The sequence below is a fragment of the Streptomyces sp. NPDC086519 genome (assembly GCF_040686075.1).
In the GTDB taxonomy this organism is placed as follows: Bacteria; Actinomycetota; Actinomycetes; order Streptomycetales; family Streptomycetaceae; genus Streptomyces; species Streptomyces shenzhenensis.
Genome location: NZ_JBFBJL010000003.1, coordinates 184,599 through 210,730 on the forward strand (window position 1 = coordinate 184,599; position 26,132 = coordinate 210,730).

Consider the following 26,132-nt stretch of genomic DNA (forward strand, 5'->3'; position numbering starts at 1 on the left):
CTGACGGGGAGGTCGCCGTGACCACCTTCAGCGACGACTTCAACCGCGCCGACGGGAGCCCCGGCGCCAACTGGGTTCAGGTCAGCGGCACCTGGTCGATCGTCTCCCAGCAGCTCTCCTCGGGCTCGGCGGGCGGAACGATCATCCTGCGCGCGGCTACCGCAATGGCGACCAGCGACCACTCGGTGCAGATCACCATCGCCGCCACCGCGGCCGTCAGCCACGGCATCTGGTGCCGCGGCAACAGCAACATCAGCCAGGGCTACCTGTGGCGCAACGACGGGACGAGCTGGAACCTCTTCAGCGTCGTCGGCGGTTCGTTCGTCTCCATCGGCAGCTACGCGGCAGCAGCCGTCGCAGGTGACGTCGCGAAGATCCAAGCCATCGGCAGCACCATCACCGGCTACGTCAACGGCATCGCCCGCGTATCCGTCACCAACACGGCTGTCACCACTGGAACATCCGTCGGTGTCCGCGCCGAATCGACCAGCGCGCTCAGATTCGACGACTTCGTCGCGGCGGACGTCGTCACCGGCACCTCGGGCGACGCGGCATCATCCAGCACTGCCACACTCACCGTCACCGGGCTACGAGCCGCGGCAGGCTCCACTGCGCTCACCGGGGCCGCAACCCTGACCACGTCGGGCCTGCGGGCTGCCGCCAGCGGTTCAGCGCTGGCTGCCACAGCCGCCCTGGGCGCAACCGGGACTCACGCCACCGCTGGCGATGCAGGCCTGGCAGCCGCAGCCGGACTCGCGGCAGACGGCACCCGCGCCACGACCGGTACGGCGAGCCTCGCCGTGTCGGCGGACCTCGCCGCCGCTGGCGTCACTGCCGCGGTCGACGACGCGGCGCTCACGGCGAACGCGAGCCTGGCCGCAGCCGGGCAGAAGGCAGTCGCTGGTGAGGCCGCACTCGCGGCGGTAGCAGCCGTCGCAGCGGCCGGGCAGCGTGCCACCACCGGCGCTACAGACCTCGCAGTGACAGTCGCACTCGACGCCAGCGCAGTACGCAGAACCCAAGCCGACACCGGATTGTCCGGCACCGCCGATCTGGCCGCACAAGGGAAGGCCGCCTACAGCGCCACCGCTGCACTGGCAGCCACAGCCACGCTCGCGGCCGGCGGAGTCACGGGCACGCCGCCCGTCCTCGGGGACGCTGCGCTGAACGAGGCAGTCGCCCTCACGGCAGCCGGCACCCGCACAACGTCTGCAGACGTCGACCTCAACGCTGCTGCGGCACTCGCCGCAACAGGCACCACCGCGGTCCTCGATGCTGCGGCCACCGCCATCACGGCCGCCCTCACAGCCAGTGGCACAACGCAGTCCGCTCACGGCGACGGTGGCGTCGCCGTCGGAGTGCCCTACAGCCCGTGGGCGGCAGGGCCGCCGCGCGGTGATCCGTGGCCCATCAGTGCGCCGCAGGCCAGCGGATGGGAGGCAGGTACACCGTGGTGATCCCAGCCTCCTCCACCGAATACCTGCACATCCCCGTCACCCTCCCGGCCGGCGTCGACCCCGCCAGCACCCCGGTGCGCATCGCAGTCGTAGCCCACCGCGCCGACCCCGCCGACAGCGAATGGCACGACGCCGAATGGTCCGGTACGGACGCCCGCATCCTCGTCGGCCCCGACAGCGGCCTCGTCCTCGTTCCGGGCGACTACCGGGTGTGGATCAACCTCGATCCGCCCGGCGTCGAGAACATCGTCCGCAAATCCGGAGTCCTCTCCGTCACCTAGGAGGTGAATCCGATCAGCGACAACCTCAGCAACACCGGCGAAAACCGGGCCCTCGACTTCCTCTTCGGGAACAGCCCGACCGCCCCCACCACCCCGCTAAAGGTCGCACTCGTCACCGCCAACGGCAGCGACACCGCCGCAGGCACCGAGGTCGCCGGTGGCGGATACGCCCGGCAGAGCCTGTCTGCCGCCGCAGCCGTCAGCGGCGCCACCAGCAACTCGGCCGACCTCGTCTACACCAACATGCCGGCCGCAACGGTCGTCGGCGTCGAAATCTGGGACAGTGCCGGGACCCCAGTGCGCCTCTGGTACGGGGCACTCACCGCCTCCCGCACCGTCGCCGCAGGTGATGAGTTCAGGCTCGTTGCAGGGGCTTTGACGATGTCGATCTCGTAGGGAGGCGCCCATGCCCTCCCTCTCAACCCTCACCGACAACTTCAACGACGGCATGATCGGACCCGACTGGGGCAACAGCTACGGCGGCGTCACCGAATCCGGCGGCAAAGCCCACATCCCCTGCACCACCAGCTTCGCCGGCTACCAGACCGCCTACAGCTGGACCATGGCAGGCGCCACCTTCTACGTGGCCGTCACCAGCATCCCAGCCGCGTCCACTGCAACCGAGGCGTACATCGGTGTCCTCGTCAACGCACCCGACATCGACACCAGCGGCAACCGGATCGGGTTCCTAATCGACTCGGTGACCGGGCTACTGCGCTGCAAGAACGACACCAGCTACAGCGACCCCGGCAGCGTCGACATCACCTACTCGCCGACCACGCACAAGTTCCTGCGGCTCCGCGAGGACGGCAGCAGCGTGTACTGGGACACGTCACCCGACGGGTCGACGTGGACCAACCGGCGCACCCTCGCCACCCCTGCTTGGGTGACGTCCAGCACCGAGACGTGTGCGCTCGACATGAGCGCACACCGCGACGCCGGCACCGCCGACGAAGCCACCCTCGACCTGTTCAACACCCTCTCCGACGGAGCCGTGTGGGACGGGGCAGCCGCGCTCACCGCCGACAGCAGCCTCGCCGCGGGCGCCGTAGTCTCCGCACACGCCGCAGCCCCCCTCACCGCAGACACCAGCATCACCGCCACCCCGACCGTCTCCATGCGGGCCACAGCCGTACTCGCTGGCGAATCGGCGTTGATGGCGGATGCGTCCAGCTCACCCATACCGGAGGTGGCAGCGTTGGCGGCGGGAGACTTCGACCTGGTCATCGAGCAGGGCAGCACATTCGTGCAGACGTACACGGTCACCGACGCCGGCTTCACGTGGGACGGCTGGACAGCGCGCGCCCAGATCCGTACCGCAGCCGCCCCCGATGCCACCCTCCTCCTCGATCTCACTCCCTACCTGACCATCCTCGGCCCGGCCGTCCGCCTCGCCATCCCCGCCACCGTCACCGCCACCCTCCTACAGAACGGGCGCTGGGACCTGGAGATGAGCATGGGCACCACCGTGGTCCGAATCCTCAAAGGGAAGGCGATCGTCGACCCGGAGGTGACCCAGTGAAAATCCAGGTCACTGGCGAAACCGAACCCGACACGATCGACGTCACCGGCGGACAGGCGGCCACCGTCATCGACGTAACCGCCGGACTCGTATCCTCCGTCAACGGCCAGACCGGCGGCGTGGAACTTGACGCCGGCGATGTCGGTGCCGACCCGGCTGGCGCGGCGAACGCAGCACAGGCTGCGGCCACCGCAGCGGCAGCGGAAGACACGACCGAGCAGATCGCCGCACACGTCGCCGCCACCGACCCGCACGGCGACCGCGCCTACGCGAACAGCCTCATCCCCATCGACTGGATCAACGTCCGCAAAGCCCCCTACAACGCTGCTGGTGACGGCGTCACCGACGACACCACGGCCATCCAAGCCGCCATCGCCGCCGTCGGAGCGAACGGCGGAACCATCTACCTTCCGGCCGGCAGCTACCTGCTGAACGGCTCCAGCGGGCTCAGCATCATAGTCAACGCCGTCACCGTGCGCGGTGCGGGCGCGGAGGCAACAAAGATCCTCGTCGGTTCCGGCTTCACCGGGTCGACCGCGATCAGCGTGACTGGCGCCAACGCGCAGATCATGGACCTCAGCGTCAGCGGTGCCAGCTCGACCACTACCAGCAACCCAGCCGCGCACGGCATCGCCGTCAGCGGCGCCCGCAGGCTCAAGGTCGACAGCTGCCAGTTCTGGTACCTCAACGGCTACGCGATCCGCGCGCTCGCCACCAGCTCCGGTAGCACCAGCAACCCGCACGGCACCCAGCTCTCCCGGCTCCGCATCAACCAGTGCGCGGGCGGGATCTACTTCCTCGGCCACACTGCGCAGGGCTACGCCGTCAACAGCTTCGTCACCGACGTCCACATCCAGCAGGGCGGTGTCGCCACCGGCGCGAACGCGAATGCGGACGGTGTCCGCATCGAGGATGCATGGGACGTGCTGCTGGAGAACGTCATCGCCTGGATGCAGGCCGGTACCGGGTCAGCGTTCCACGTGGTCGGCAACTGTGCTGCCACTTTCGTCAAGAACCTCGACGCGCTGGGGCCGAACAGCCTCGCCCCGAACGTGCTGGTGGAGGACGGGGCGAACGGGTCACCGCAGAACGTTCAGATCTCCGGCGGCGTGATCCAGCAGGGCATCGTGGGAATCAAGATCAGTGGCGGCGCTCAGCACGTCCACGTCGACTCCCTTCGGATCATCAACAACAGCGGGCACGGCGCGCAGGTCGACGGCACGGGCGTCGGCATCTACTTCCACAAGATCTTCTTTTCGCAGTCGGGTCAGGGCGCCACGGGCACCAACTACGACGTCAACTGGTCCGGGACCGCGACCGGGCACATCCTCAACTGCCGATTCTCCTCCCCGGTCGTGTCGACCGGCACCGCGGGCGTCCAGCAGACCATCAACGTCGCCTCCGGGCAGAGCGTCCGCGTCCTCGGCGCCGACTTCCAAGGCTCCGGCGCCGCGTCCACGAACTGGTTCACGAACTTCCCGATGGTCGTCACCCGCGTCGACGGCAACAACATGGAGCACATCGGCAGCCTCGACTTCCGGCTGCCGACCAACGCCCGCGTCAGCCTCCGCCCCGTAGCCGCAGGCAACAATGCCCTGGCCATCAACGTCAACGGCGCGGACACCGTCGACCGGTTCAGGCTCCTGGGCAGCGGCAACCAGGAGTTCGGCGCAGGCGGCTCCAGCGCGCGCGACACCACCTGGGGCCGCCAGGGAGCCGCCCAGATCGGCACCCCCGACTCGGACATCATCATCGGCCTCGCCGGTAAAGGCCTGCGGGTCAAAGAGGGCACCAACGCCAAGATGGGCACGGCGGTACTCGTCGGCGGGGTGAAGGCGGTAGCCACCACCGCCGTCACCGCGACCTCGCGGATCTACATCACCTCGAATGCCGACGGCGGCACCCCTGGATGGCTACGCGTTTCAACCCGAACGGCCGGAACCTCGTTCACCATCCAGTCCAGCAGCGCGTCGGACACCAGCACCGTCGCGTGGCTCATCGTCGAACCCGCGTAAGGAGCCCGCGCCATGGCCGACGATCTGCTCGTCATCATCCCCACCCGCGGCCGACCTCAGGCGATCCCGGAGATCATGGCCGCTTGGGACGACACCGGGGCCACCGCGGACCTGCTGTTCTGCGTCGACAAGGACGACCCCGAACTCGCCGCGTACAAGGCGCAGGCCAAGGCCTATGCGGACGACGCCCGGGTGCGGTTCGTGTACTGGGCGCGGAAGCGACTCGTCGGCACGTTGAACCAGGCCGCGGTGAAGAACGCCGACGCCTACCGGTTCCTCGCGTTCATGGGCGACGACCACCGGCCCCGGCCCGCAGACCGTCCCTGGGACGAACGCTTCCGGGAGTGCCTGTCCGGCGGTCCCGGCATCGTCTACGGCAACGACCTACTACAGGGCGAGAAGATGGCCACGGCCGTGGCAATGACCTCGGACATCGTCCAGACGCTCGGCTACTTCACGCCTCCGCAGCTGGAGCACCTGTGCGCCGACCTTGTCTGGATCGACTGGGGCAACGGGATGCAGCGCATCACCTACCTGCCCGACGTCATCATCGAGCACCTACACCCGGCCGCTGGCAAGGCGCCGAGCGATGCGGGCTACGAAGAGGTCAACAGCAGCGAGCAGGTCTCCAAGGATGCCGCCGCCTATTACGCCTACCGCGACGAAGGCGGCCTCGGCGCCGACCTGGCCAAGCTGCGCAAGCTCGTCGAGGAGGCCGGGTGACGGTCATCGACTACGACCTGGAGTTCTTGGAGGACGGCCGCACCATCGAGCTGATCTCCATCGGCATGGTGTGCGACGACGGCCGCGAGTACTACGCCGTCAACTCCGACGCCCCCTGGGAGCGCATCCGAGAGAACGACTGGCTGATCAGGAACGTCCTGCCGTCCCTGCCCATCACCGGGCGGGCATCACTGGACAGTTACCTCGCGATCCCCGCCAACAGCTACCCCAAGGGCACGTTGACCATGGTCGGCGCGGATACCAAAGACACCCAGGTGAAACCGCACTGGGTGATCGCCAACGAGGTACGCGACTTCATCCAGACGGTGGGGTCGGACGTCGAACTGTGGGCGAACTACGGGGCCTACGACCACGTCGCCCTGGCCCAGCTCTGGGGACCCATGGTCCGCCTGCCCGAAGGCGTGCCGATGTTCACCAACGACATCCAGCAGGAAGCCCGCCGACTCGGTCTCGGCTGGGACGACCTGCCCAAGCAGGAGTCCGGCGAGCACAACGCGCTGGCTGACGCCCGCCACAACCAGACCGTCCGGCGCTGGCTGGCCGATCGGAGCGTGAGGGAGGCCTGATGCGCGTCCTGCTCACCGGCCACCTGGGCTTCGTAGGCCGTCACCTGCACGCGGCGATGGATGCCCGAGGCTGGTACGTCACCGGCATCGACCTCGCCGACGGGCGGGACGCCCTCGACTTTTTCCGGCGCGATGACAGCACCTGGAACCTCGCGATCCATGCGGCGGCGATCGTCGGCGGCCGGGCCAGCATCGACGGCAGCCCCCTCGGCGTCGCCACCAACCTCGCCCTGGACGCCTGGTACATGCGCTGGCTGATCCGCACCGGCACCCCGCGTGCCGTGTACTTCAGTTCGTCTGCGGCCTACCCGGTCGCGCTTCAGCAGCCCGGCGACGTGCGGCGCCTGTACGAAGAGGACATCAACCTCTCGTACATGGAAGAACCCGACGCAACCTACGGCTGGGCCAAGCTGACGGGGGAGAAGCTCGCCGCCTACGCCGAGGCGGAAGGCTGCCGCATCCTCATCCCCCGCCCATTCTCCGGGTTCGGCGAGGACCAGGACGAGGCATACCCGTTCCCCGCGTTCATCCAGCGGGCCAAACGCCGCGACGACCCATTCGAAATCTGGGGCAGCGGCGACTCCACACGCGACTGGATCCACATCGACGACCTCGTCGGCGCCACCCTCGCGCTGTTGGACGCCGACGTCACCGGGCCCGTCAACCTCGGCTGGGGACGGGCGACCAGCTTCGATGACCTCGCCCGCATCGTATGCACGGCCGCCGGCTACCAGCCGCACCTCAAGCACCGGGCCGACGCACCCCGAGGCGTCCACCACCGCGTCAGCGCCCCCTCACGGATGCTCAACCACTACGTGCCCACCGTGACGCTGGAAGAAGGCGTGCGGCGGGCGCTCAACGCCTGACGGGAGGCGGCGCATGAACGCCACACAGCGGCTCGCCTACCACCACATCCCCAGCTTCAAGCGCGAGGACGGCGGCCTCTACAACCTGTACACGGCCATCTACTCGCGGGCCTACGCCGCCCGCATGCGCTACCTCCACAAACGCGGACGCCACGGCCGTGGCGTCCCACACAGCATCGCCCCGCGCTGCCAGTGGTGCGGCGCATCCCGCACCTGAGCCAACGGAGCCCGCGCCATGGATCTCCACGACTGGATCACGCAGCAAGTCGACACCGCCGAGCGCCTACTCGACGAGAACGAGTGGCCACCCAGTCAGACCGACGGCGTCCGGCTCCGCTGCGAGGCAGACCGCCGCATTCTCGCCCGGCACTGCCTCGACCCCGACTGCCTCGCCTGGGCCGCCTGCAAGGGCTGTGGCAACGACGACTGGGGCCTGCCGAACGTCGACAACCTCAACGACTGCCCCGAGCTGCTCGATCTCGCGCACGCCCACGGCATCACGCCCGAGATCCTCGCCAGACTCGATCAACCGCAGACGCCCGAGCCGAAACCGCGCACCAGCTCACGCATCGGCCACTGGCTGGCCACCCCGGCAATCACCACCAGCGACGTACCCGAAGTGCTACGCGGACCCCGCTGGAAGCCCCACCACTGACCACAGGAGCCCGCGCCATGGCACGCCTGCAAATCCTCGAACTCCCCGAAGGCAGCGGAGACGACCGGCCGCCCTACCTGCTCATCGTCGACCAGGTACCGCGCGACGAGCCCGCATTCGAAGCGCTCCGCCGCGACCTCGCCGACGGCGACATCACCGCACGCACCGGCGCCCGCGCCGTCCTCTGCTTCGAAACCACCGTCGACATCCCCGCCAACGACGCGCCGCTCGGATCCGACGGCCGCCCGCTCTTCCTGTGTGACATGCGAGAGCCCGACGGGCTGCGGCTCGCCCACGAGCGCACTGACATCGCCCGCGACATGGACCGCCTCGCCAAGTGGAAGAACGAACTCCTCGACGCGCTCGGCATGGACCGCACCCGCGACTGGGACGACATCCGCAACGCCGCCGCCGGACTCCGCAAGGAACGCGACGCGCAGGCCGAAGCCATCGAACGAGTCCGCAGGGCATCATCCAAGCCCGAGATCATGAACGCCCAGCAGGAACACCCGACCGTCTGGATGCACGGCTACGAGTGCGGGGTCCTTGCAGCGAAGAGCGCCCTCCGGCCCCGCAACGAGCCCGCCACCAAGCCGACCGATGCCTGACGTCACGGTCAAGCTGGCCGACGGCATCCGCGAGATTACCGTCGAAATACACGGCAGCGACGACGACCCACTCAGCCGAGCCGAAGCAGCGGCCGTCCGGCTGTACAGCGTCGCCACCACAAGCAGCCCGCCCGGACAACGCGCAGGTTTCAACGGATGGGCACTCACCAGCGACACCGAACGCAGCCCAGACGAATGAAGGAGACACGGTGGCCATCAGCCTGGACGACATCCAGTTCCTCGACCTGATGATCCAACACAGCGAAGCAGGCGTCGCCATCGCCCAGGGCTACCTCGACAACAGCAGCCCCGCACAAAGGCAGTCCCGTATCGCCGACCTCGCCCGCGGCGTCGTACAGACGCAAGGCCAGGCCGCAACCGACATGCGCAACTGGCTCCAGCAAGCTGGCATCGAAATCACCGCCGAAGGCGACCAAGGCGACGGCGGGGACAGCGGAGACACGGGCATGATGGACGGACCCGACGGGCCCAGCGGCTGCAACTGCGGCGGCATGGGCTGATGCCCGGCGGCTGGGCCGGGAGCGACCGCAAGAGCCGGCTGCCATCCGGGTGGGAACGCATCCGCGCACGCATCCTCGCACGCGACCCCACCTGCAAAATCTGCGGCGTGCGACCGTCCACCCACTGCGACCACATCGAAGCCAAGGCCGACCGGAATGGGGCAGCCGACCTACAAGGCGTGTGTGGACCCTGCCACGACCAGAAGTCCAGCCGCGAAGGCAACGCCGCCCAGCGCGCCAACCCCCGCCCCGGACGGCGCCGGCCCGAAGAACCACACCCCGGGCTGAGGTGAACCAATGCCCACCTACGTCATCGTCCACAACGAACGCCGCGGCGAAGACGTCCGCCTCGAAGACGACCACCTCACCGTCAACTTCACCCCCCACTGGGTCACCTTCCACGGCCAAGACGGCCCCTGCTACGCCGTCCCCCGCGAGCAGATCGCCTGCGTCATGCGGGTAGACGAAGACCAAGAGCCCGCGCCACAGCAGAAGTGAACCGACTCGGAGAGGCGGCAATGATGGCACGCGGACGACAGGGCAACGGCGGACGCAAAGGCGGCGGCAACGCCCAGACGCTCCGCGACTACTGGGCCCACGGAGCAGGCGCAGCCAAGATCAAGTGGGGGACACCCGGAGACTGGTCGCGCTGCGTGCGCCAGGTCAGTAAGTTCATGGGACCACGAGCCAAGGGCTACTGCCAGCTCAGGCACATGGCCGCAACCGGCATGACCACGAGCGCGCACGCCAAGGCCATGCGAGGCGGCAGCAAGAAGGGCCGCTGACAGCGGAACTGCCCAGCCACACCTCGGCGTTGAACAAGTAGACCCCGGCGACTGCTGTAACAGTCCCGGGGCGTGGCCGACCCTGAGACGACAGGACCGACATGTCCAAAGCTACACGCCCCGCTTTCATCAACTGCGCCCGGTGTGGCGCCGAGAAGAAGGTTGGTAGAGGCGGCCCTATACCCACCTACTGCTCGGCGAACTGCCGATCAGCCGTCAAATACCAGCGCACCCTCGTAGACGGACGCTACGCCGCAGAGCGGGCCGCGGCTCGCAGAGAAGCCGAGGAGCGACGGAAGGCTAACGCGCGACCGTGCCCCTACTGTGGCGACCCCATGACCAACCAGCGCCGCAAACAATGCGGCGCCATCGACTGCAAACGAGCCTTCAACGCTGACCGCATGCGCAAATGGAACCGGGCCTACAAGGACGAGCACGGCATGTGGCCCCATCACAGGTACGGCGAAGGTCAGCGCGCCCGCGAGCGTCGCCGCCGCCAGGAGAAGGGGCACTGGCGGACTCTCTACCCTGAGCGCGCCGCGGCCTACGACGCTCGACGTCGAGCCCTGGTTGAGCAGTCTCAGACTGCTGAGTCGTTCGCTCCCATCGTCGTGCACACCAGGGATGAGTGGACCTGCAAGCTGTGCCATCAGTCCATCGACCCGAGCATCGCCTGGCCTGATCCGATGAGTGCGAGCGTCGACCACATCGTTCCGCTATCCCGAGGCGGCACCCACTCCATGGCCAACGTGCAGAGCGCTCACCTCGGCTGCAACAGCAGCAAGGGAGACAGGGAGATGACCGACGTCGTCATGCGGTTCGGTCGGGCCGGCTGACGGTAGGCCACGAGGCTGCTCCTGTACCCCCAGGGGAGGCGCCAGCCGGGCGGTGGGCACGGCAGGCAGGGGAGAGCCAGGCAGATGCGGTCTGGGTCGATGTCTCTCTGCACGGCGAGTCGATCACTCATCGACTGATCAGCGAACGGAGATCGAATCGAGAAGATCGAAAGCGAGTCGATCAAGCTTGACCAAAGATCGTCTTGAGGCTGGATCTGCATGATCCACTACGGACCCGGGCAGGCCCGCCGGCGCGAGCCCCCTGGGGGCGGATCCCCCCTAGGCGATCTTCCCGGATCGGGGCCGTCTAGAAGCTCCCGATCTGCGTGCGCCTGAGCTGTATTTTTTCGGCCCCTGGTGGGCTTTCACGAGACCCCAGGAGGGTCGCCATGTCCAAGATCGAACCCCCTGAGGGTCTCGGCGACAAGGCCCTGGTGGTCTGGTCGGAGATCGCGGGGAACTACGAGCTACGCATCGACGAGTTGCGTGTCCTTGAGGATGCCTGCCGTGAGATCGACCTGATCGAGCGCCTTGAGGCCGAGCTGGTGCACGCCGAACTCATGGTCACTGGAAGCATGGGCCAGCCTGTGGCCTCGCCTCTCGTTCAGGAACTACGGCAGCACCGCGGTGTCCTGGCCCGCCTGCTCGGATGGTTGAAGCTGCCCGACGAGGAGGCGCCGGCCAAGGGCAACGCCTCTGCTTCGGCTCGCCAGGCCGCGATGGCCCGTTGGGGCCGTGGCGCGTAGGCGGTCGGTCGAGCGCCAGGACGACGGGCACGACGACGTCATCGACTGGTATCGGGAGCGGCTGCTGACGGTGGCTCCCCGGCCGGAACTGGAGTGGGAGCCGAAGCTGATCGGCCCGACGTGGCAGCGGAACCCGGATGGCACGTGGCTGCTGCCGGAGGCGACGCTCGGCTGGGAGTTCCTCGGCTGGTGCGGCGTGTGGCTGCAGCACTCCCGTGGTGTCCCGTGGCGCTTCACCGACGAGCAAGCCCGCTTCATCCTCTGGTGGTTCGCCCTCGATGAGTCCGGCACCTTCGCCTACCGCGACGGAGTCCTCCAACGGCTGAAGGGTTGGGGCAAGGACCCGGTCGGAGCCTGCCTGTGTGCAGGCGAGGCCCTGGGGCCGTCCCGGTTCGCCGGATGGGCTTCGGACGGTACGCCGATCGCAACGGACAGCCCAGAGGCCTGGGTTCAGACCGCGGCAGTGAGCCTTGAGCAGACGAAGAACACGATGCGCCTGTTCCCGTCGCTGTTCACGGCGGAGGCGAAGGAGCACTACCGCATTCAGGTCGGCAAGGAGACCGTCAACGCCTTGGGTGACTCACGGCTGATCCAGGCCGTCACCTCGTCGCCGTCGACTCTGGAAGGCGCCCGGGCGACGTTCGTCCTACTCAACGAGACCCACCACTGGGATTCGTCGAACTCGGGTCACGACATGGCTGATGTGATCGAGCGGAACGCCACCAAGTCTGCGGACGGCGCGGCTCGCACGCTGCGTATCACGAACGCTTATGAGCCTGGCCAGGACTCGGTGGCTGAGCGGGATCGGGAAGCCTGGGAAGCTGTCGACGCTGGCCGGGTCATGGATTCTGGCCTGCTGTACGACTCGATCGAGGCTCCGCCGAAGGCGCCGCTGACGGTGGAGGATGCCCCGGCGGTGATCCGATCGATCCGCGGTGACGCGACATGGCTGAACGTGGACCGGATCGTGAAGTCCATTGCTGATGTCAGAAATCCGCCCAGTAGGTCGCGCCGCTTCTGGTTCAACATGATCGTTGCGGCAGAGGATGCCTGGATGGCGCCCTACGAATGGGACGCCTGCAAGGCTGACACGCTGGATGTTCTTGATGGCGAAGAGATCGTCATGTTCTTCGACGGCTCCAAGTCCGATGACGCCACAGCGCTGGCTGGCTGCCGGATGTCGGACGGACACGTCTTCACCCTGGGCGTGTGGCAGAGGCCGGCGAACTGGAACCTCGACGTTCCGTGGTCGGTGCCGCGCGATGAGGTCGACGGTGTCGTTGAGCGGGCCTTCAACACATACAAGGTGCTGGCGTTCTTCTGCGACCCGGGTTCGGGCCAGGACGAGGACGGCGAGCGCTACTGGTACTCGTACCTCGACAAATGGGGCCAGGAGCATGGATCGAAGCTGATCCTGCATGCAGTGACGGCCGGCCCGAAGCAGCACGCCGTGCGCTGGGACATGGGCGCTCCGCGCCACCAGGAGGAGTTCACGGACGCTGTTAAGCGGACCGGGGAGGACATCCTGGAACGGCGCTTGACGCACGACGGCCACAAGGTGATGCGCACGCATGTGGCGAATGCCCGGCGGCGCACGAATGCGTGGGGCGTCACGATCGGTAAGGAGCACCGTGAATCCGCACGGAAGATCGACCTTGCGGTGTGCATGGTCGGTGCCCGGATGCTTCGCCGGAAGCTCCTCAACAGCAAGCAGTACGGGAAGCGGCCGAAGTCGCGCGGCAAGGGACGGGTGGTGGTGTTGCGGTGACCGTCTCGATTCCTGAACTGCCGTTGTTGACGCTGTCGGACGATGAGCTGGCGCTGATCAGCGTGCTGCGGGCGGACATGCTGCGGGATCGCTTGGCGCTGTCGCTGAGGGACGCCTACTTCAATGGCGAGCAGCTGGTGCGGGATCTCGGCATTAGCATTCCTCCGCAGCTCAAAGGCCTGCACACGGTGATCGGCTGGCCGCGGGTGGGTGTGGAGTCGCTGGAGGAGCGCCTGGACTTGGAGGCGTTCCGCTGGAAGGACGGCTCGGATTCTGCGGAGCTGGATGAGATCGCGGACGCCAATGACTTGTTCGACGAGTCGTCGCTGGCGCACTTGGACGCTCTCGTCTACGGCCGCGAGTACCTGGCGGTCGGCTCCTCCGACGACACCGATACGCCGCCGCTGATCTCGGTTGAGTCGCCCCTGGACATGACGCTGATGTGGGATGCGCGTCTGCGGATGGCGACGGCGGCCCTGCGGGAGTGCTTGGCTGACAGCTTCCTCGAATCCGGGCCGGAAGAGCGCATGCTCGTGCTGTATCTGCCGGATCAGACGGTGACGGCGTTGCCGTCGCAGTCGGGTGGCTGGGAGGTTGTCGATCGGGACATGCACAACCTGGGTGTTGTGCCGGTGGTGCGGATGGCGAACCGGCAGCGCACCGCGGACCGTATCGGCCGTTCGGAGATCACCCCGGAGGTCATGTCGATCACGGATGCTGCGTGTCGGCGCCTGATGGGCATGGAGGTGGCCAGCGAGTTCTTCGGGGCTCCGCAGCGCTACATTCTCGGTGCAGCGGAGTCGGCGTTCCAGGATGCTGAGGGCAATGCCAAGAGTGCTTGGGAGACGTACATCGGGCGTGTGCTGGCGCTGGAGCGGGATGAGGACGGCAACGTGCCGGCGGTGGGCCAGTTCGCTGCCCATGACCCGACCGGCATGACGAAGATCATCGACCTGTATGCCCGCATCATGTCGAGCCAGTTCGGTCTGCCTCCGCACATGCTCGGCTACACCACCGACAACCCTGCTTCGGCTGACGCAATCCGGTCGACCGAGTCGAAGTTGGTCAAGCGCAGCGAGCGCCGGATCCGCCGGTTCGGTGCGGCCTGGCAGCAGGCGATGCGGCTGGCGTTGTGGGTGCGAGACGGTGAGCCGCCGGACAAGGCGCGCCGCATTGAGACGGTGTGGCGGAACCCTGCGACGCCGACGGTGGCGGCGCAGGTGGACGCCACGGTCAAGCTGGTGCAGGCCGGAGTACTGCCTGCCGACTCGGACGTCACGCTGGAGATGGCCGGTCTGACGGAGGGGCAGCGGCAGCGGGTTGCCGCGGACCGTCGTCGGTCGAGTGCGGCGGCCACGGGTGGCGGCCTGATGGAGCGTCTCGCCGCTCTGAACGACCAGCAGCCGTCGCAGCTTCCGTCGGCATCGGAGGTCTCCGGTGGCGGCAACAGTCTCTGACGGGGGCCGTGATGCCGAACGCTACCGGGCCGCTCAGCTCGGGCTGACAAGGCTGCTGGTGCGAGACGTCCGCGGCCTTCGCAGGCTGATCATTCCGTCTCGGCTGCAGGCTTCTGTGCCGGACTGGCTCGCCGCGATGAACGCGGTGATAGCCCAGTACGCACAGGTGTCATCGTCGCTGGCTGCGGACTTCTACGACACGCAGCGGGATACGGCGGGCGCGGCGGGCGTGTTCGCCGCCGCGGTTGCCGATCCGCCTTCGCAGGACCAGACGGACGCTTCGCTGCGGTGGGCGACGAAGGATCTGTGGCCGCGTGACCCTGAGGATCCCAAGACCACGGACGCTCAGCGCGAGCCGTTGGACACTCGGCTTGGCCAAGCCGAGAAGAAGGCTGAGGCGGTAGCCCAGAAACTGGTCACGGATACGGGCCGCGGCACCGTTCAGGGCGCTGTGCGAGCCGACCGTCAGGCGGTTGCCTGGGCCCGCTCGGCGGCGTTGGGAGCTTGCGCGTTCTGCAAGCTTCTCGCAGCCCGCGGGGCTGTGTACAAGCAAGACACGGTGGACTTCCGGGCTCACGACGGCTGTCACTGCATGGCCATTCCGGTGTTCAAAGGGCAGCGGTTCGAACTGTCCGCGCATGCACGCGAGTGGGACCGGCTCTATCGCGAGTACGCCGCTGGCCACTCGGGCGACCAGCTCCGGCTGTTCAGGCGGGCGCTCGCCGAACACGGGCACCTTCCGGCTGCCCTCTGACCTTTCCGACTGGCTGCCCTGGTGGCGGCCGATTCCTGTTTTCGAGCCCCTGGAGGGCCGTTTCGTCATGCCTGAAGACAACGAGACCAGCACCGACCAGCAGGCCGGCACGGACGCCGAGCAGGCCGTCGAGGAGACGACCAGCGAGGCTGCGGAAGGCGGCACCAGCGAAGCCGAGGGCGCCCAGGAGGCGGCCGACGTCAAGCAGGAGGAGCCGTTCGACCGGAAGAAGTTCGAGGCCGAACTGCGCAAGAAGAACAGCGAGGCCGCGAACCTCCGGAAACGCCTGAAGGAACTGGAGCCGGCAGCCGCAGAGCTCCAGCGAATCAAGGACTCGCAGAAAACGGAGTCCGAGCGGCTCAACGACCAGCTCACCCGGGCTACCGAGCAGATCACGCAGACGCGTCAGCGTCTGGTGCGCACGCAGGTGCAGGCGCTGGCCGCGGGCGGGTTCGCGGACCCGGAGGACGCGGTCGGTGCGCTCGATCTCGGCTCGTACATCGACTCTGACGGTGAGATCGACGAGGCGGCCATCAAGGCGGACCTCGATGCGCTCTTGGAGCGCAAGCCGCACTGGGCGAAGCCCCAGCCCCCGGAGGGCCCGCGGCGTCCCGCACCGGATCGCACTCAGGCGTCCGGAGCCAACAACCAACGGGCCAAGGACCCGGCCGACGTGTTCGCCGGGTGGCTGAAGCCGCAGCTCAAGCAGTAGCTGCGAGAAGGAGACAACCATGGTGGCTACCGCCCCCCTCAAGCTCAGTGACGTCAGTGCGTCTCTGCTGCCCCGCGAGATCACGGGGCCGATCTTCGAGAAGTCCGTGGAGGCGTCGGCGGTGATGGCGCTCGCGCGCCGGGCCCCGCTGAGCATCGACGCGACGACGAGCATTCCGATCCCGATGGACGTCCCGACCGCGGACTGGGTCGGGCAGGCCGCCAAGAAGCCCCTGTCGACGGGCGGCGTCGACGTCAAGCAGATGACGGCGAAGAAGCTCGCCGTCCTCATCCCGGTCGCCGAAGAGGTCGTCATGACCAACGCGGGCGGACTGTGGACGCAGCTCCAGAACGACCTGCCGACAGCGTTCGCGCGGGCCTTCGACCACGCCGCGATCCACGGCAAGACGATGAAGGGCGCCACCGGCCCGTTCGACGACTACCTGGCCATGACCACCCACTCGGTCGCCCTGGGTACCGCCACGCAGGCCCACGGCGGCGTGTGGGCGGACATCGTCACCGGCATGTCGGAGGTCATCGACGACGACTGGGACTACACCGGGACCGTCGCCGACCACCGCCTGAAGCCGACACTGCTGCTGGCCACGGACACGACGGGCCGACCGATCCTGGTCGACACGACCACGCCGGGCACGAACATGGCCGCCGCGGGAACTCTGGTGGGTGAGCCGCTCGCCTACTCGCGGTCGGTGTCGGGCAAGCAGCGCCGCCAGTCCGCGTCGACGGACACCGGCCTGCGTGCGATCGGCGGCGACTGGTCGCAGGCCGCGTATGGCGTCGGCATGGACATCACCGTGCGCATCTCCAAGGAGGCCACTTACGTCGACGAGGACGGCGGCGTCCACTCGGCGTTCCAGGAGAACCTGGTACTGCTCCTCGCGGAGGCCTTCTACGGCTACGTGCAGGGCGACGCCCAGGCGTTCGTGAAGTTCACCGGCACCCCGAGCGGTTCCTGATGGGCAGGGCTGTCCCGGCTTCCGCGCCGGGCGGGGCAGCCAAGCCCCTGAAGATCGTGGCCCGCGTGCACGCCATGCCTCCGGAGCACAACGCCGGGGCAGAGCACATGGTCGTGAGCATGCTGCGGCCCCTGGTGGAGCGTGGGCACGACGTGTCCGTGTGGCTGTCGCGGTACGGCAAGGCCGGTAAGGAATACGACTATCGCGGCGTCCGGGTGGTGCCGCTGGAGTCCCGACTGGACTGGCCCACGGCGGTGCGGCAGGCGGATGTGCTGCTGGCCCATCTGGAGACGGTGCCGTCGACGGCGTCGCTGGCCCGCGGCTACGGCAAGCGGCTGGTAGTGGTGTGTCACAACACGCACCGGCCGACGTTCCGCGACATGGCTGCGGGCGGCACGTCGTTGGCGGTCTATAACAGCCAGTGGATGGCCCGGGAGGCGGAGCTGTTCTTCGCCGAGTACCCGAAGTCCATCCGGCCTGCGGCCAGTCTGGTCGTGCGCCCGCCGGTGTTCGCCGACGAGTACGCGACGAAGCCCGGCAAGGCCGTCACGCTCATCAACTGCAACCCAGAGAAGGGCGGCAGGGTTCTCAAGGCCCTCGCCGAGCGCATGCCGGACCAGCAGTTCCTTGCTGTGAAGGGCGCCTACGGGGAACAGATCCTCCCGGACCTGCCCAACGTCGAAATCGTCGACCACGTCGACGGTGCCGACATGCGGGCCAAGGTGTACGCCCGGACCCGGGTCCTGCTGATGCCGTCGTCCTACGAGTCGTGGGGGCGCGCCGGCTGTGAGGCGCTTGCGTCCGGGATTCCCGTGGTCGCCCACCCCACACAGGGGCTGTGCGAGAGCCTCGGCGAGGCAGGGATCTTCGTGGACCGGGAGGACGTTGCCGGCTACGAGGCGGTCCTGCGGAAGCTCGCCGCAGCAGCTGAGTACCGGCTGGCGTCGAAGCGGGCCAAGGCGCGCAGCGCCGAGCTCGACCCTGCCGCGGATCTGGCTGCCTGGTGCCAGGCTGTGGAGGGTCTGACCGGATAGGAGGCCGGGCAGTGGCGTTCATCCCGCCGACCGTTGAGCAGCTCGGCCTCTTCCTGGGGCTGGACGAGATCGACGGTGACCGTGCAGACCTGCTGATCAGTACGGCTGTCTCGCTGTGCCAGACCATCGTCAAGCCGCTGCCTGAGGGCGCGGAAGCGGTGGTGCTGTCGGTGGCGGGCCGCGCCTACGTGAACCCGCAGCAGGTGTCCTACGAGACGATCGGCCCCATGTCGGTGCAGCGTCCGTCCGGTTCGGGCGGCCTGTACCTGACGAAGAGCGACAAGTCGGCCCTGAAGTCGCTGGCCGGGCGCGGTGGAGCGTTCACGGTCGATCCCACGCCGGCAACTGCGGACCCGACGCCGACGTGGCCGGTCGAGAGTGTCCTCGGCTTCCCGGAGGAGTACGAGCCGGGCTGGGGCTATCTCTGATGGCGGGCCCGTACCCATTCGGAGAGACGGTGCGCATCGTGCGGACCGGTACATCCCCGGGGCGTGACGCCCGTGGGCATCCACTGCCGGGCCCGGACGAGTCGTTCGACTTGAAGGGCTGTGTGGTCACGCCGCGGGCTGAGACGCCTCAGGTTGGTGGTCCGGAGCAGCAGGGTCGTGACACGGTCATCGTCGGCTGGACCGTGTACGTCCCCGCGGACCAGTCGGCGGCATCGAGTCTTCCACTGCGCACCACCGATCAGGTGATGGTGCGCGGCGTGAAGTGCGACATCACAGGCGAGCCCGGCGACTGGGGGCGTTCCCCGTTCACTGGGACCCGCGGCCCGATTCAGTTCGCCGCGGACCGGGTGACGGGCTAGCCGCGTGCCTGCTCGACGGCGGCGACCAGCTTCTCCATGGCGTCGTTGGCCTTGTAGCGGAACGACAGGCTGTGGGGATCCTCGTATGAGGGGCGGTGGACCACGTTGAGGCCCTGGTGTTCGCCGGCTGCACTGCTACCGGAGAGCAGGAACTGGACGTAGCCGTTGTTGAAGCGGTTGCCGCGCTTGAGTCGCGTCGAGATGACGTCGGCAGCGCGGATGCGTACCGGCGCGGGCCGGAAGCCGAGGCCCTTCTTCGTGATGGTGATCCACTTTCCGTCGAAGGCGATCGTGCCGAGCGCGCCCTTCACCTCGCGGTTGTCCACGTCTGCCCCCTGACGTTCGAGATTGCTGGAGGGGCTATGGCGGCACGGTTCAAGATGTCCCGTAAAGGGGTTGGCGAGATGCTGCGAATGCCGGGTATACAGGCGGAGATGCTGCGCCGCGCCGAGGTCATCAAGGGTGTCGCGGTCGCACTCTCGCCGGTTGACGAGTCCAGTCCGGATCCCGGCCACTACAAGGCGTCGTGGTCCACGGACAGCACGGTCCGCGGCGGCCGACGCAGGGACCGCGCTGTCGGTTACGTTCGGAACAGCGCCTACTATGCCCGTTGGGTGGAGTACGGCACCGAACGCGTCCCGGCCCACCATGTACTGCTGAGGGCCGCCCAGTTGGGAGGGCGGAATCAGTGACCGCGCTCGTCGACATCGAGCTGGAACTCATCACCCGCGCCACAGCCCGGTTCCCGGACGCCGTGGTACGGGACGAGCTTGACAACAACCTCCTCAACGAGCTGCCGACGATCCGGTTCCAGCAGATCCCAGCCGGTAGCGACGACGGGTTTCGCCTCGCTCGATTCATCTTCGACATGGACGTGTTCGGGGAAAGCCGGGCCGCTGCGATCTCTCTAGGCCGGGCGGTGCATGCCTGGCTGACGGGCGAAATCCCCGGCTCCTTCGGAGTGACGGCCGTGTTCGGGCGAGTGGCCGCACTGACGCTGCCCGGCCCACGGGACTACGAGAACACCGCCCTACGCCGAGTGGGCGCCACCTACGAAGCCTTCTGTCACCCGGTCTCCTGACCGCTTACGGGCCCGCGCCGGACCTGTTCCCCCTCTGACCCCGCCGCCGTGCGGGGTTCACGCATGTTTGGAGACCCTTCATGGTCAACATCACTCGCGCGGCGGATCTGACGATCATCGGTACGACGGGTGGCGGCTGGGTGGCGAATGTCGGCACCAGCGCGCCGTCGTCGCCGCTGGTGCAGCCTGCGTCGCCGTGGGAGCCGCTGGGCTGCATCTCGGACGACGGCCTCACCTACGGTTTCGACGAGGACTCGCAGGAGTTCACACCGTGGGGCCTCACCAGCCCGATCCGCACGACGATCACCAAGAGTATCCGGACGTTCGGGCTGACGCTGTGGGAGACGGCCCGCGTACCCGTCCAGTCGATCATGTACCGGATTCCGGCGGCCGACCTCACGCCGGACGGCACCTCGGGGCTCACCTCGTTCGCGGAGACCGCGACGCCGACCCCGGACCGTCGCGCCTGGTGGTTCGCCGTGTTCGACGGCGACACCGCCCGCGGCTTCTACGTGCCGCAGGGCGAGATCTCGGACCGCAGCGACGTCACGTTCAAGCAGGACGAGATGTCCGGCTACGAGATCACCGTGACCGCGTACCCCGACGACGCCGGGAACACCGTGTACCACACGGACAAGCTCCCGGTGACCCCCGCCTACAGCGGGTCCTGAGACGGGTGGACGGGCCGCCACCCTGGCGCGGGCCCGGCCCGTCCACCTCTAACCGTGCCCGCGCCGCAACACAGAAGGAGGCCCGCGCCGTGGCCACAGAACCACGCACGACCGCAAGCAGCAGGAAGCCCCGTACCGCCGCCCGATCCGCATCCCGGCCCGCCCGACGCACCGCCGAGGCCCCCGATGAGCCGGAGGTCACGGCTGCGGAGGCGCAGGAGGTGGAGGCGGACGGCCACTACATCACCGTCGAGCTGTGCGGAGAGAACGTGCAGATCGTCCCACCGACGGCCTGGCGGACATCGTGGCAGCGCCTGCTGAACGCCGGGCAGATCGACGCGTTCGCCGAGAAGGTCTTCCACCCGGACGACTACGAGGTGTTCCTCGACGTCGACCCGACGATGGAGGAGTGGATCGACTTCACGGAGCGGGCCTCCCGGCTGGCTGGTGAGAGCCTGGGAAACTCGCGTGGACCCGCTCCGTCGTCCAGGCGCACGCCGAGGCGGTAGAAGCCGACCTGCTCCGCTACTACAACGGCGTTGACCTGCTCGATGTGCACCGGGGCCGGATGACGTGGCGGAAACTACGAGTGCTCATCCAGCATCTGCCGCCGGAGTCGGCGACCTGGACAGCGCTCCGCAACGGACTCTCTGACGAGGAGCTGGCCGAGCAGGCAGGCAAGGGCGAACCGGAGAAGGGCCGCTGGTCGCAGCTTGAGCAGCTCTTGGCCGCGAACCTGGATGCGACGCGCCGCGTCGAATACGTGCTGATCTGCGCGAACACCGACAAGAAGTCGAAGCGGCCCGATCCGCCGAAGCCGACTCCGCGCCCGGGGTCGAAGCCGGTTAGGCCGAAGCCGCAACTGTCTTTGGCGACTGCCGAGTTCCTGTTCCAGCTCACACGGTAGGCGCCACACCAGGCGCTGGGAGGAGGCTCCCGGTGCCTGCTATTTCCGTCGGCTCGGTCGAAGTTGATGTTCTGCCGAACGCATCTGGCATCGAGGGGCGTTTGCGGGCGGCGCTGGTGCCGCCGGCGTCGCAGATCGGCGACGAGGTCGGCCGGATCATCGGTCGGCAGATCGTCGCCCAGCTCACGCCGGCGATCCGAGATGGCATCAACAGTGGTGCCCGTGCGGCACGTCCGGCGGCGGCCCGGCAGGGTGACGAGACGGCGGGTGCGTTTTCCCGGTCGCTGAAGGCGCGATTGGAGGCGGCGTTCCGGTCTTTGCCGCGGGCAGACGTGTCGTTGTCGACGACGGGGTTCGATGCGGATATGGCCCGGTTGCGGGCCCGTCTGGAGACCCTGTCGGGTAAGCGCATCGGCATTGATGTGGATGCGGCGACCGCGCTGGCGGAGATCGCCGATGTTGAGGCGCGTCTGCGCCGTCTGGGTGCCGAGCACCCGAACGTGCAGGTGCGCGCTGACACGGCGGCGGCCCTAGCACAGCTGGCGGCGCTACGCGCTGAGGTGGACGCAGTTGACGGCAAGAACGTCGACGTCGATACCCGGTCCGCGACCGCGGGTTTCGCCACGTTGACGACTGCGGCGATCGCGTTCGGTCCGGCGATCCTGCCGGTGCTGCCGATCGTAGCGGCCGGGCTCGGCTCGATCGCGGCGGCGGGTGCTGCTGCCGCGGCTGGTATCGGCTCGGTGGCGCTGGTGGCGGTTCCGGCGTTCAAGCAGATCGGCACGGTGCTGCAGGCGCAGAAGGCCGCTCAGGATGCGGCAACGAATGCCACCTACAAGGGTGCGCAGGCGTCGTCGCAGGGGTCGTCGAAGGCGCTGCAGATGGCGGGCGCCCAGCAGGCTCTGGCGACGGCCGAGCGGAATGGTGCCCGGCAGATCGCGCAGGCCCAGCAGCAGGTGAAGCAGGCCAAGCAGGGTGTGGCGGATGCGGTCGCGCAGGCTGCGGAGCGCATGCAGCAGGCGGACCGGCAGGTCACGGACGCCGAGAAGGCGTTGACGCAGGCGCAGAAGGACGAGAAGCAGGCACAGCTGGATCTGACGGCCGCCCGCAAGGAGGCGGAGCGGCAGCTGCAGGACATGAACAACCAGCTCGTCGACCAGCAGCTGAGCCTGCGGGACGCCGAGTTGCGGGTGACGGAGGCCCGGCAGAACCTCAATGCGGTCAACGCCGCCGGGTCGAAGGCGACCGCCTTGCAGCGCGCTCAGGCTCAGCTGCAGTTCGACGAGGCTCAGCAGAACCTGAAGGAGCAGCAGCTCGCCACGAAGCGCGCCAAGGCCGATACGGCGGCGGCGAACAAGGCGGGCGTCAAGGGCTCGCAGACGTACAAGAACGCCCAGGACCAGCTGACGCAGGCGCAGCAGAACACCGCCGACAAGGCGCAGGCACTGGCGGATGCGCAGGCCAACCAGACGAAGGTGGCCACGGACAACGCCCGGCAGATTGCTGACGCCCAGCAGAAGGTCGCGGACGCCGAAGCGAACGTCGGGGTCGCTCAGCAGAATGCGGCTGATGCGGTGGCGTCGGCCCAGCGGCAGATTGCCTCCGCGTCGCAGTCGGCGGCCGGGGGCGTCGATCAGGCTGCCGTGGCGCAGGCCAAGTACCAGGCCGAGTTGGCGAAGCTGACGCCGGCGGCACGGGGGACGTTGAACGCGTTCGTGGGGTTGCGGTCGGCGTTTTCGGCGTGGTCGCGGTCGTTGCAGCCGCAGGTGATGCCGTTGTTCACGCGGGCGCTAGTGGCGTTGCGGAACGTGCTGCCCACGTTGACGCCGTTCGTGCTCGGCGCGGCAGCGGCGATCGGCACGTTGCAGGACAAGGCGTCGGCGCAGCTGAAGACGCCGTTCTGGCAGGGCTTCAAGACGGATCTGCAGGGGAACGTGGAGCCGGCCGTGGTCGGCTTGGGTGTTTCTTTCGGAAATGTGTTCAAGGGGATGGCGGGCGTCATTGACGCGTTCCTGCCGCACATGGACTCGATCTCCAGCACGATGCAGCGGATCACGGGCCGGTTCGCGACGTGGGGTACGGGCTTGAAGGGGTCTCCGGCGTTCGAGAGCTTCCTGTCGTACTCCGCGGACAAGGGGCCGCTCGTCGCACACGTGCTGGGGCAGATCGTCACCGCGGCCTTCGACATCGGCAAGGCGATCAGCCCGGTGTCGGGTCCGCTGCTGCGTCTGGTCGGCGGCACGGCGGCGGTCCTCGGGAACGTGGCGACGTTCCTGCCAGAGCTGGTGATCGGCATGTACGGGCTGTTCGTGGCGACGAAGTTGTGGGCAGCCGCCCAGTGGATCGCCAACGGCGCCGTGGAGGCGTTCAACCTGATCGCGACGGCCGGTCCGTGGGGCTGGATCATCCTGGCGATCGTCGCCGTGGTCGCTGCGGTCGTGTACCTGTATCGCCGTTTCTCGTGGTTCCGGGATGCGGTGCAGGCCGTGTGGAACGCCATCAGGGTCGGTGCACTGTGGCTGTGGACGAATGCTCTGCAGCCGGTGTTCGCCTACATCTGGCAGGGCATGCAGCAGCTCGGCCGGATCGCGCTCTGGCTGTGGACGAACGCCATCAAACCGGCGTGGGATGCCATCTCGATCGCCGCCCGGATCCTGCTCACCCTGATCGTGATCACCGTCTTCCTTCCGATCATCGCCGTGTTCAAGCAGTTGGGGAACGCGGCGATGGTGCTCTGGTCGAAGGCGTTGAGGCCGGTGTTCGGCTGGATCGGCGACCTCGCGGTGTGGCTGTGGCGGAACGCCATCAAGCCACAGTTCGATGCGATCATCAGCGGCTTCAGGACCTTGGGCGGATGGGCGCGGTGGCTGTACGACAAGGCCATCAAGCCGTCGTGGAACAGCATCGTTAGTGCCGGACGGTATGCCTACGACAAGGGTGTCAAACCGGTCTTCGACAGCTGGGGCCGGATCCTCAAGGGCCTTGGAGGCCTGTTCTCGGACGCCGTTTCCGCGATCAAGAGCCAGTGGGACAAGCTCAAGGGCGTCGCAAAGGCGCCAGTGAAGTTCATCGTCGACACTGTCTACAACAACGGCATCGTCGGCGTCTGGAACAAAGTTGCGAGGGCGTTCGGTGCTCCGGCGCTGCCGAAGTTCAAGTTCGCAGCTGGCGGCATCATGCCGGGCTACACGCCGGGCCGGGACGTCCACCACTTCCTGTCCCCGACCGGGGGCGCGCTGTCGCTGTCAGGCGGCGAGGCCATCATGCGCCCGGAATTCACCCGGGCGGTCGGCGGCGGCTTCGTCGGGGCGATGAACTCGATCGCCAAGTCCCATGGCGCTCAGGGCGTAAAGGCCGCCTTGGCGCCGCTCCTGGGCGGCAGCGCACCGATGGCAACCGACCGGTCCCTGAAGTACGCGAACGGCGGCATCTACCCGGTGCAGCGGTTCGCGGGCGGAGGGATCTTCGGCTGGATCGGCAAGGCGGCCAGCGCGGTCTCCGGTGCCGGATCGGACATCTGGAACGCGGTCAAGAAGGGCGCGTCCTGGCTGTCGGACACCCTGGAAGCGTCGGCGCGGGCAGGCGTGAAGAGCGTCGTCAACCCGCTGCTGAGGAACTTCCCGGGCATGGACACCGGCTTCGGGAAACTGATCCGCAACATCCCCAACAAGATCATCGACGCGCTGTTCGGGTACTCCAAGAAGGCCGACAAGAAGGGTGCCGGCGGGATTGGCGGTCCACGGATCCAGGCTGGTCTGAAGTGGGCCCGCACGCAGGCTGGGAAGCCCTACCAGTGGGGCGGCAACGGCAATCCATCGTGGGACTGCTCCGGTTTCATGTCCGCGATCGAGTCCGTCATCCGCGGGGAGAAGCCGCACCGCCGGTGGGCCACCGGTGCGTTCTCCGGGAAGACAGCCCCGCCCGGCTGGGTATATCACGGCAACTCGGCGTTCCGTATCGGCGTCACGAACGCCGGCGTGGGCCACACAGCAGGAACGCTCGGGAAGACGAACGTCGAGTCCCGAGGGGGCGCGGGCGTGCTCGTGGGCTCCCGGGCGCGCGGCTACAAAGACTCGCTGTTCCCGGCCTGGTACGGCTTCCAGCCCGGCAAGTACGACCAGGGCGGCCTGCTGCCGTCGGGAGGGTTCGGTTTCAATGGGCTGTCGCAGCCGGAGGCGGTACTGACTCCGTCCCAGTGGAGCGCCATCCACGGCGCTGCCACCCGCGGCACGGACGGGGCAGCACTCGGCGATCTGTCACTGAATGTGTGGGTGGGTAACGAAGGTATCGCCTCCATTGCCCGCGCCGAAGTCCACAACGCGCAGGGCGAACTGATCCAGGTACTCAACGCGAGCTGAGGAG

The 26,132-nt window shown here is 67.9% G+C and carries 30 protein-coding genes; 29 read left to right on the forward strand and 1 reads right to left on the reverse strand.

Annotated elements, in window-relative coordinates; all coding sequences use genetic code 11:
• Positions 1-17 precede the first annotated feature (17 nt).
• From AB0P24_RS05355 to AB0P24_RS05465, 23 genes are all read left to right on the forward strand, one after another.
• Entirely contained in the window at positions 18-1,457 is a 1,440-nt protein-coding gene (locus AB0P24_RS05355) for a hypothetical protein (protein WP_365790870.1), read from the forward strand.
• Positions 1,451-1,738, forward strand: coding sequence for a hypothetical protein (locus AB0P24_RS05360; protein WP_365790871.1), 288 nt, complete (start codon positions 1,451-1,453; stop codon positions 1,736-1,738). The genes AB0P24_RS05355 and AB0P24_RS05360 overlap by 7 nt, the downstream gene beginning before the upstream one ends.
• Positions 1,739-1,741: 3 nt before the next feature.
• Positions 1,742-2,134: a hypothetical protein gene (locus AB0P24_RS05365; RefSeq protein WP_365790872.1), complete on the forward strand. Its 393-nt coding sequence runs from the start codon at positions 1,742-1,744 to the stop codon at positions 2,132-2,134.
• Positions 2,135-2,144: 10 nt separating this feature from the next.
• Positions 2,145-3,260 (forward strand): hypothetical protein, encoded by a 1,116-nt coding sequence (locus AB0P24_RS05370; protein ID WP_365790873.1) that lies wholly within the window; start codon positions 2,145-2,147, stop codon positions 3,258-3,260.
• Positions 3,257-5,275 (forward strand): glycosyl hydrolase family 28-related protein, encoded by a 2,019-nt coding sequence (locus AB0P24_RS05375; RefSeq protein WP_365790874.1) that lies wholly within the window; start codon positions 3,257-3,259, stop codon positions 5,273-5,275. The genes AB0P24_RS05370 and AB0P24_RS05375 overlap by 4 nt, the downstream gene beginning before the upstream one ends.
• Before the next feature lie 12 nt (positions 5,276-5,287).
• Positions 5,288-5,998, forward strand: a complete 711-nt coding sequence (locus AB0P24_RS05380) for a hypothetical protein (RefSeq protein WP_365790875.1) — start codon at positions 5,288-5,290, stop codon at positions 5,996-5,998.
• Entirely contained in the window at positions 5,995-6,585 is a 591-nt protein-coding gene (locus tag AB0P24_RS05385) for a 3'-5' exoribonuclease (RefSeq protein WP_365790876.1), read from the forward strand. The genes AB0P24_RS05380 and AB0P24_RS05385 overlap by 4 nt, the downstream gene beginning before the upstream one ends.
• Complete coding sequence (locus AB0P24_RS05390) at positions 6,585-7,451, forward strand: NAD-dependent epimerase/dehydratase family protein (RefSeq protein ID WP_365790877.1); 867 nt, start codon at positions 6,585-6,587, stop codon at positions 7,449-7,451. The genes AB0P24_RS05385 and AB0P24_RS05390 overlap by 1 nt, the downstream gene beginning before the upstream one ends.
• A 13-nt stretch (positions 7,452-7,464) precedes the next feature.
• On the forward strand, positions 7,465-7,668 hold the full coding sequence (locus AB0P24_RS05395; protein ID WP_365790878.1) for a hypothetical protein: 204 nt from the start codon (positions 7,465-7,467) through the stop codon (positions 7,666-7,668).
• 18 nt (positions 7,669-7,686) lie between these two features.
• On the forward strand, positions 7,687-8,106 hold the full coding sequence (locus tag AB0P24_RS05400) for a hypothetical protein (protein ID WP_365790879.1): 420 nt from the start codon (positions 7,687-7,689) through the stop codon (positions 8,104-8,106).
• Between the two features lie 17 nt (positions 8,107-8,123).
• Positions 8,124-8,714, forward strand: coding sequence for a hypothetical protein (locus AB0P24_RS05405; protein WP_365790880.1), 591 nt, complete (start codon positions 8,124-8,126; stop codon positions 8,712-8,714).
• A complete protein-coding gene (locus AB0P24_RS05410; protein WP_365790881.1) occupies positions 8,642-9,235 on the forward strand; it encodes a DUF305 domain-containing protein in 594 nt (197 codons plus the stop codon). Before AB0P24_RS05405 ends, AB0P24_RS05410 begins: the two co-directional genes overlap by 73 nt.
• Before the next feature lie 297 nt (positions 9,236-9,532).
• Positions 9,533-9,733 (forward strand): hypothetical protein, encoded by a 201-nt coding sequence (locus tag AB0P24_RS05415; RefSeq protein WP_365790882.1) that lies wholly within the window; start codon positions 9,533-9,535, stop codon positions 9,731-9,733.
• A 23-nt stretch (positions 9,734-9,756) separates the two neighbouring features.
• Positions 9,757-10,020 carry a hypothetical protein gene (locus AB0P24_RS05420; protein ID WP_365790883.1) on the forward strand — a complete coding sequence of 88 codons (264 nt, stop codon included), beginning with the start codon at positions 9,757-9,759 and terminating at the stop codon, positions 10,018-10,020.
• Positions 10,021-10,355: 335 nt separating this feature from the next.
• Positions 10,356-10,856: an HNH endonuclease gene (locus AB0P24_RS05425; RefSeq protein WP_365790884.1), complete on the forward strand. Its 501-nt coding sequence runs from the start codon at positions 10,356-10,358 to the stop codon at positions 10,854-10,856.
• A 389-nt stretch (positions 10,857-11,245) separates the two neighbouring features.
• Positions 11,246-11,602 carry a hypothetical protein gene (locus AB0P24_RS05430; RefSeq protein WP_365790885.1) on the forward strand — a complete coding sequence of 119 codons (357 nt, stop codon included), beginning with the start codon at positions 11,246-11,248 and terminating at the stop codon, positions 11,600-11,602.
• Positions 11,592-13,370 carry a terminase gene (locus tag AB0P24_RS05435; protein ID WP_365790886.1) on the forward strand — a complete coding sequence of 593 codons (1,779 nt, stop codon included), beginning with the start codon at positions 11,592-11,594 and terminating at the stop codon, positions 13,368-13,370. Before AB0P24_RS05430 ends, AB0P24_RS05435 begins: the two co-directional genes overlap by 11 nt.
• Positions 13,367-14,827 (forward strand): phage portal protein, encoded by a 1,461-nt coding sequence (locus AB0P24_RS05440; RefSeq protein WP_365790887.1) that lies wholly within the window; start codon positions 13,367-13,369, stop codon positions 14,825-14,827. Before AB0P24_RS05435 ends, AB0P24_RS05440 begins: the two co-directional genes overlap by 4 nt.
• The gene (locus AB0P24_RS05445) at positions 14,808-15,581 is read left to right on the forward strand and encodes a hypothetical protein (protein WP_365790888.1); all 774 of its coding nucleotides are present in this window, start codon (positions 14,808-14,810) and stop codon (positions 15,579-15,581) included. The genes AB0P24_RS05440 and AB0P24_RS05445 overlap by 20 nt, the downstream gene beginning before the upstream one ends.
• 67 nt (positions 15,582-15,648) lie before the next feature.
• Positions 15,649-16,293, forward strand: a complete 645-nt coding sequence (locus AB0P24_RS05450) for a hypothetical protein (protein WP_365790889.1) — start codon at positions 15,649-15,651, stop codon at positions 16,291-16,293.
• Between the two features lie 19 nt (positions 16,294-16,312).
• On the forward strand, positions 16,313-17,269 hold the full coding sequence (locus AB0P24_RS05455) for a phage major capsid protein (RefSeq protein ID WP_365790890.1): 957 nt from the start codon (positions 16,313-16,315) through the stop codon (positions 17,267-17,269).
• Between the two features lie 74 nt (positions 17,270-17,343).
• Positions 17,344-18,303 (forward strand): glycosyltransferase family 4 protein, encoded by a 960-nt coding sequence (locus AB0P24_RS05460; protein WP_365790942.1) that lies wholly within the window; start codon positions 17,344-17,346, stop codon positions 18,301-18,303.
• 11 nt (positions 18,304-18,314) lie between these two features.
• Entirely contained in the window at positions 18,315-18,731 is a 417-nt protein-coding gene (locus AB0P24_RS05465; protein ID WP_365790891.1) for a hypothetical protein, read from the forward strand.
• Between the two features lie 376 nt (positions 18,732-19,107).
• Here AB0P24_RS05465 and AB0P24_RS05470 read toward each other — a convergent pair whose 3' ends face one another.
• Positions 19,108-19,437 carry a DUF4429 domain-containing protein gene (locus AB0P24_RS05470; RefSeq protein ID WP_365790892.1) on the reverse strand — a complete coding sequence of 110 codons (330 nt, stop codon included), beginning with the start codon at positions 19,435-19,437 and terminating at the stop codon, positions 19,108-19,110.
• A 78-nt stretch (positions 19,438-19,515) separates the two neighbouring features.
• Here AB0P24_RS05470 and AB0P24_RS05475 point away from each other — a divergent pair, with 78 nt between their 5' ends.
• The 6 genes from AB0P24_RS05475 (at position 19,516) to AB0P24_RS05500 (ending at position 26,128) form a co-directional block, all read left to right on the forward strand.
• On the forward strand, positions 19,516-19,803 hold the full coding sequence (locus AB0P24_RS05475) for an HK97 gp10 family phage protein (protein ID WP_365790893.1): 288 nt from the start codon (positions 19,516-19,518) through the stop codon (positions 19,801-19,803).
• Positions 19,800-20,192, forward strand: coding sequence for a hypothetical protein (locus AB0P24_RS05480; RefSeq protein WP_365790894.1), 393 nt, complete (start codon positions 19,800-19,802; stop codon positions 20,190-20,192). The genes AB0P24_RS05475 and AB0P24_RS05480 overlap by 4 nt, the downstream gene beginning before the upstream one ends.
• 80 nt (positions 20,193-20,272) lie before the next feature.
• Positions 20,273-20,863 carry a phage tail protein gene (locus AB0P24_RS05485; RefSeq protein WP_365790895.1) on the forward strand — a complete coding sequence of 197 codons (591 nt, stop codon included), beginning with the start codon at positions 20,273-20,275 and terminating at the stop codon, positions 20,861-20,863.
• 89 nt (positions 20,864-20,952) lie between these two features.
• Positions 20,953-21,372 carry a hypothetical protein gene (locus AB0P24_RS05490; protein WP_365790896.1) on the forward strand — a complete coding sequence of 140 codons (420 nt, stop codon included), beginning with the start codon at positions 20,953-20,955 and terminating at the stop codon, positions 21,370-21,372.
• A gap of 80 nt (positions 21,373-21,452) precedes the next feature.
• Positions 21,453-21,770 carry a hypothetical protein gene (locus AB0P24_RS05495; protein WP_365790897.1) on the forward strand — a complete coding sequence of 106 codons (318 nt, stop codon included), beginning with the start codon at positions 21,453-21,455 and terminating at the stop codon, positions 21,768-21,770.
• 32 nt (positions 21,771-21,802) lie between these two features.
• Positions 21,803-26,128: a hypothetical protein gene (locus AB0P24_RS05500; protein WP_365790898.1), complete on the forward strand. Its 4,326-nt coding sequence runs from the start codon at positions 21,803-21,805 to the stop codon at positions 26,126-26,128.
• Positions 26,129-26,132 lie beyond the last annotated feature (4 nt).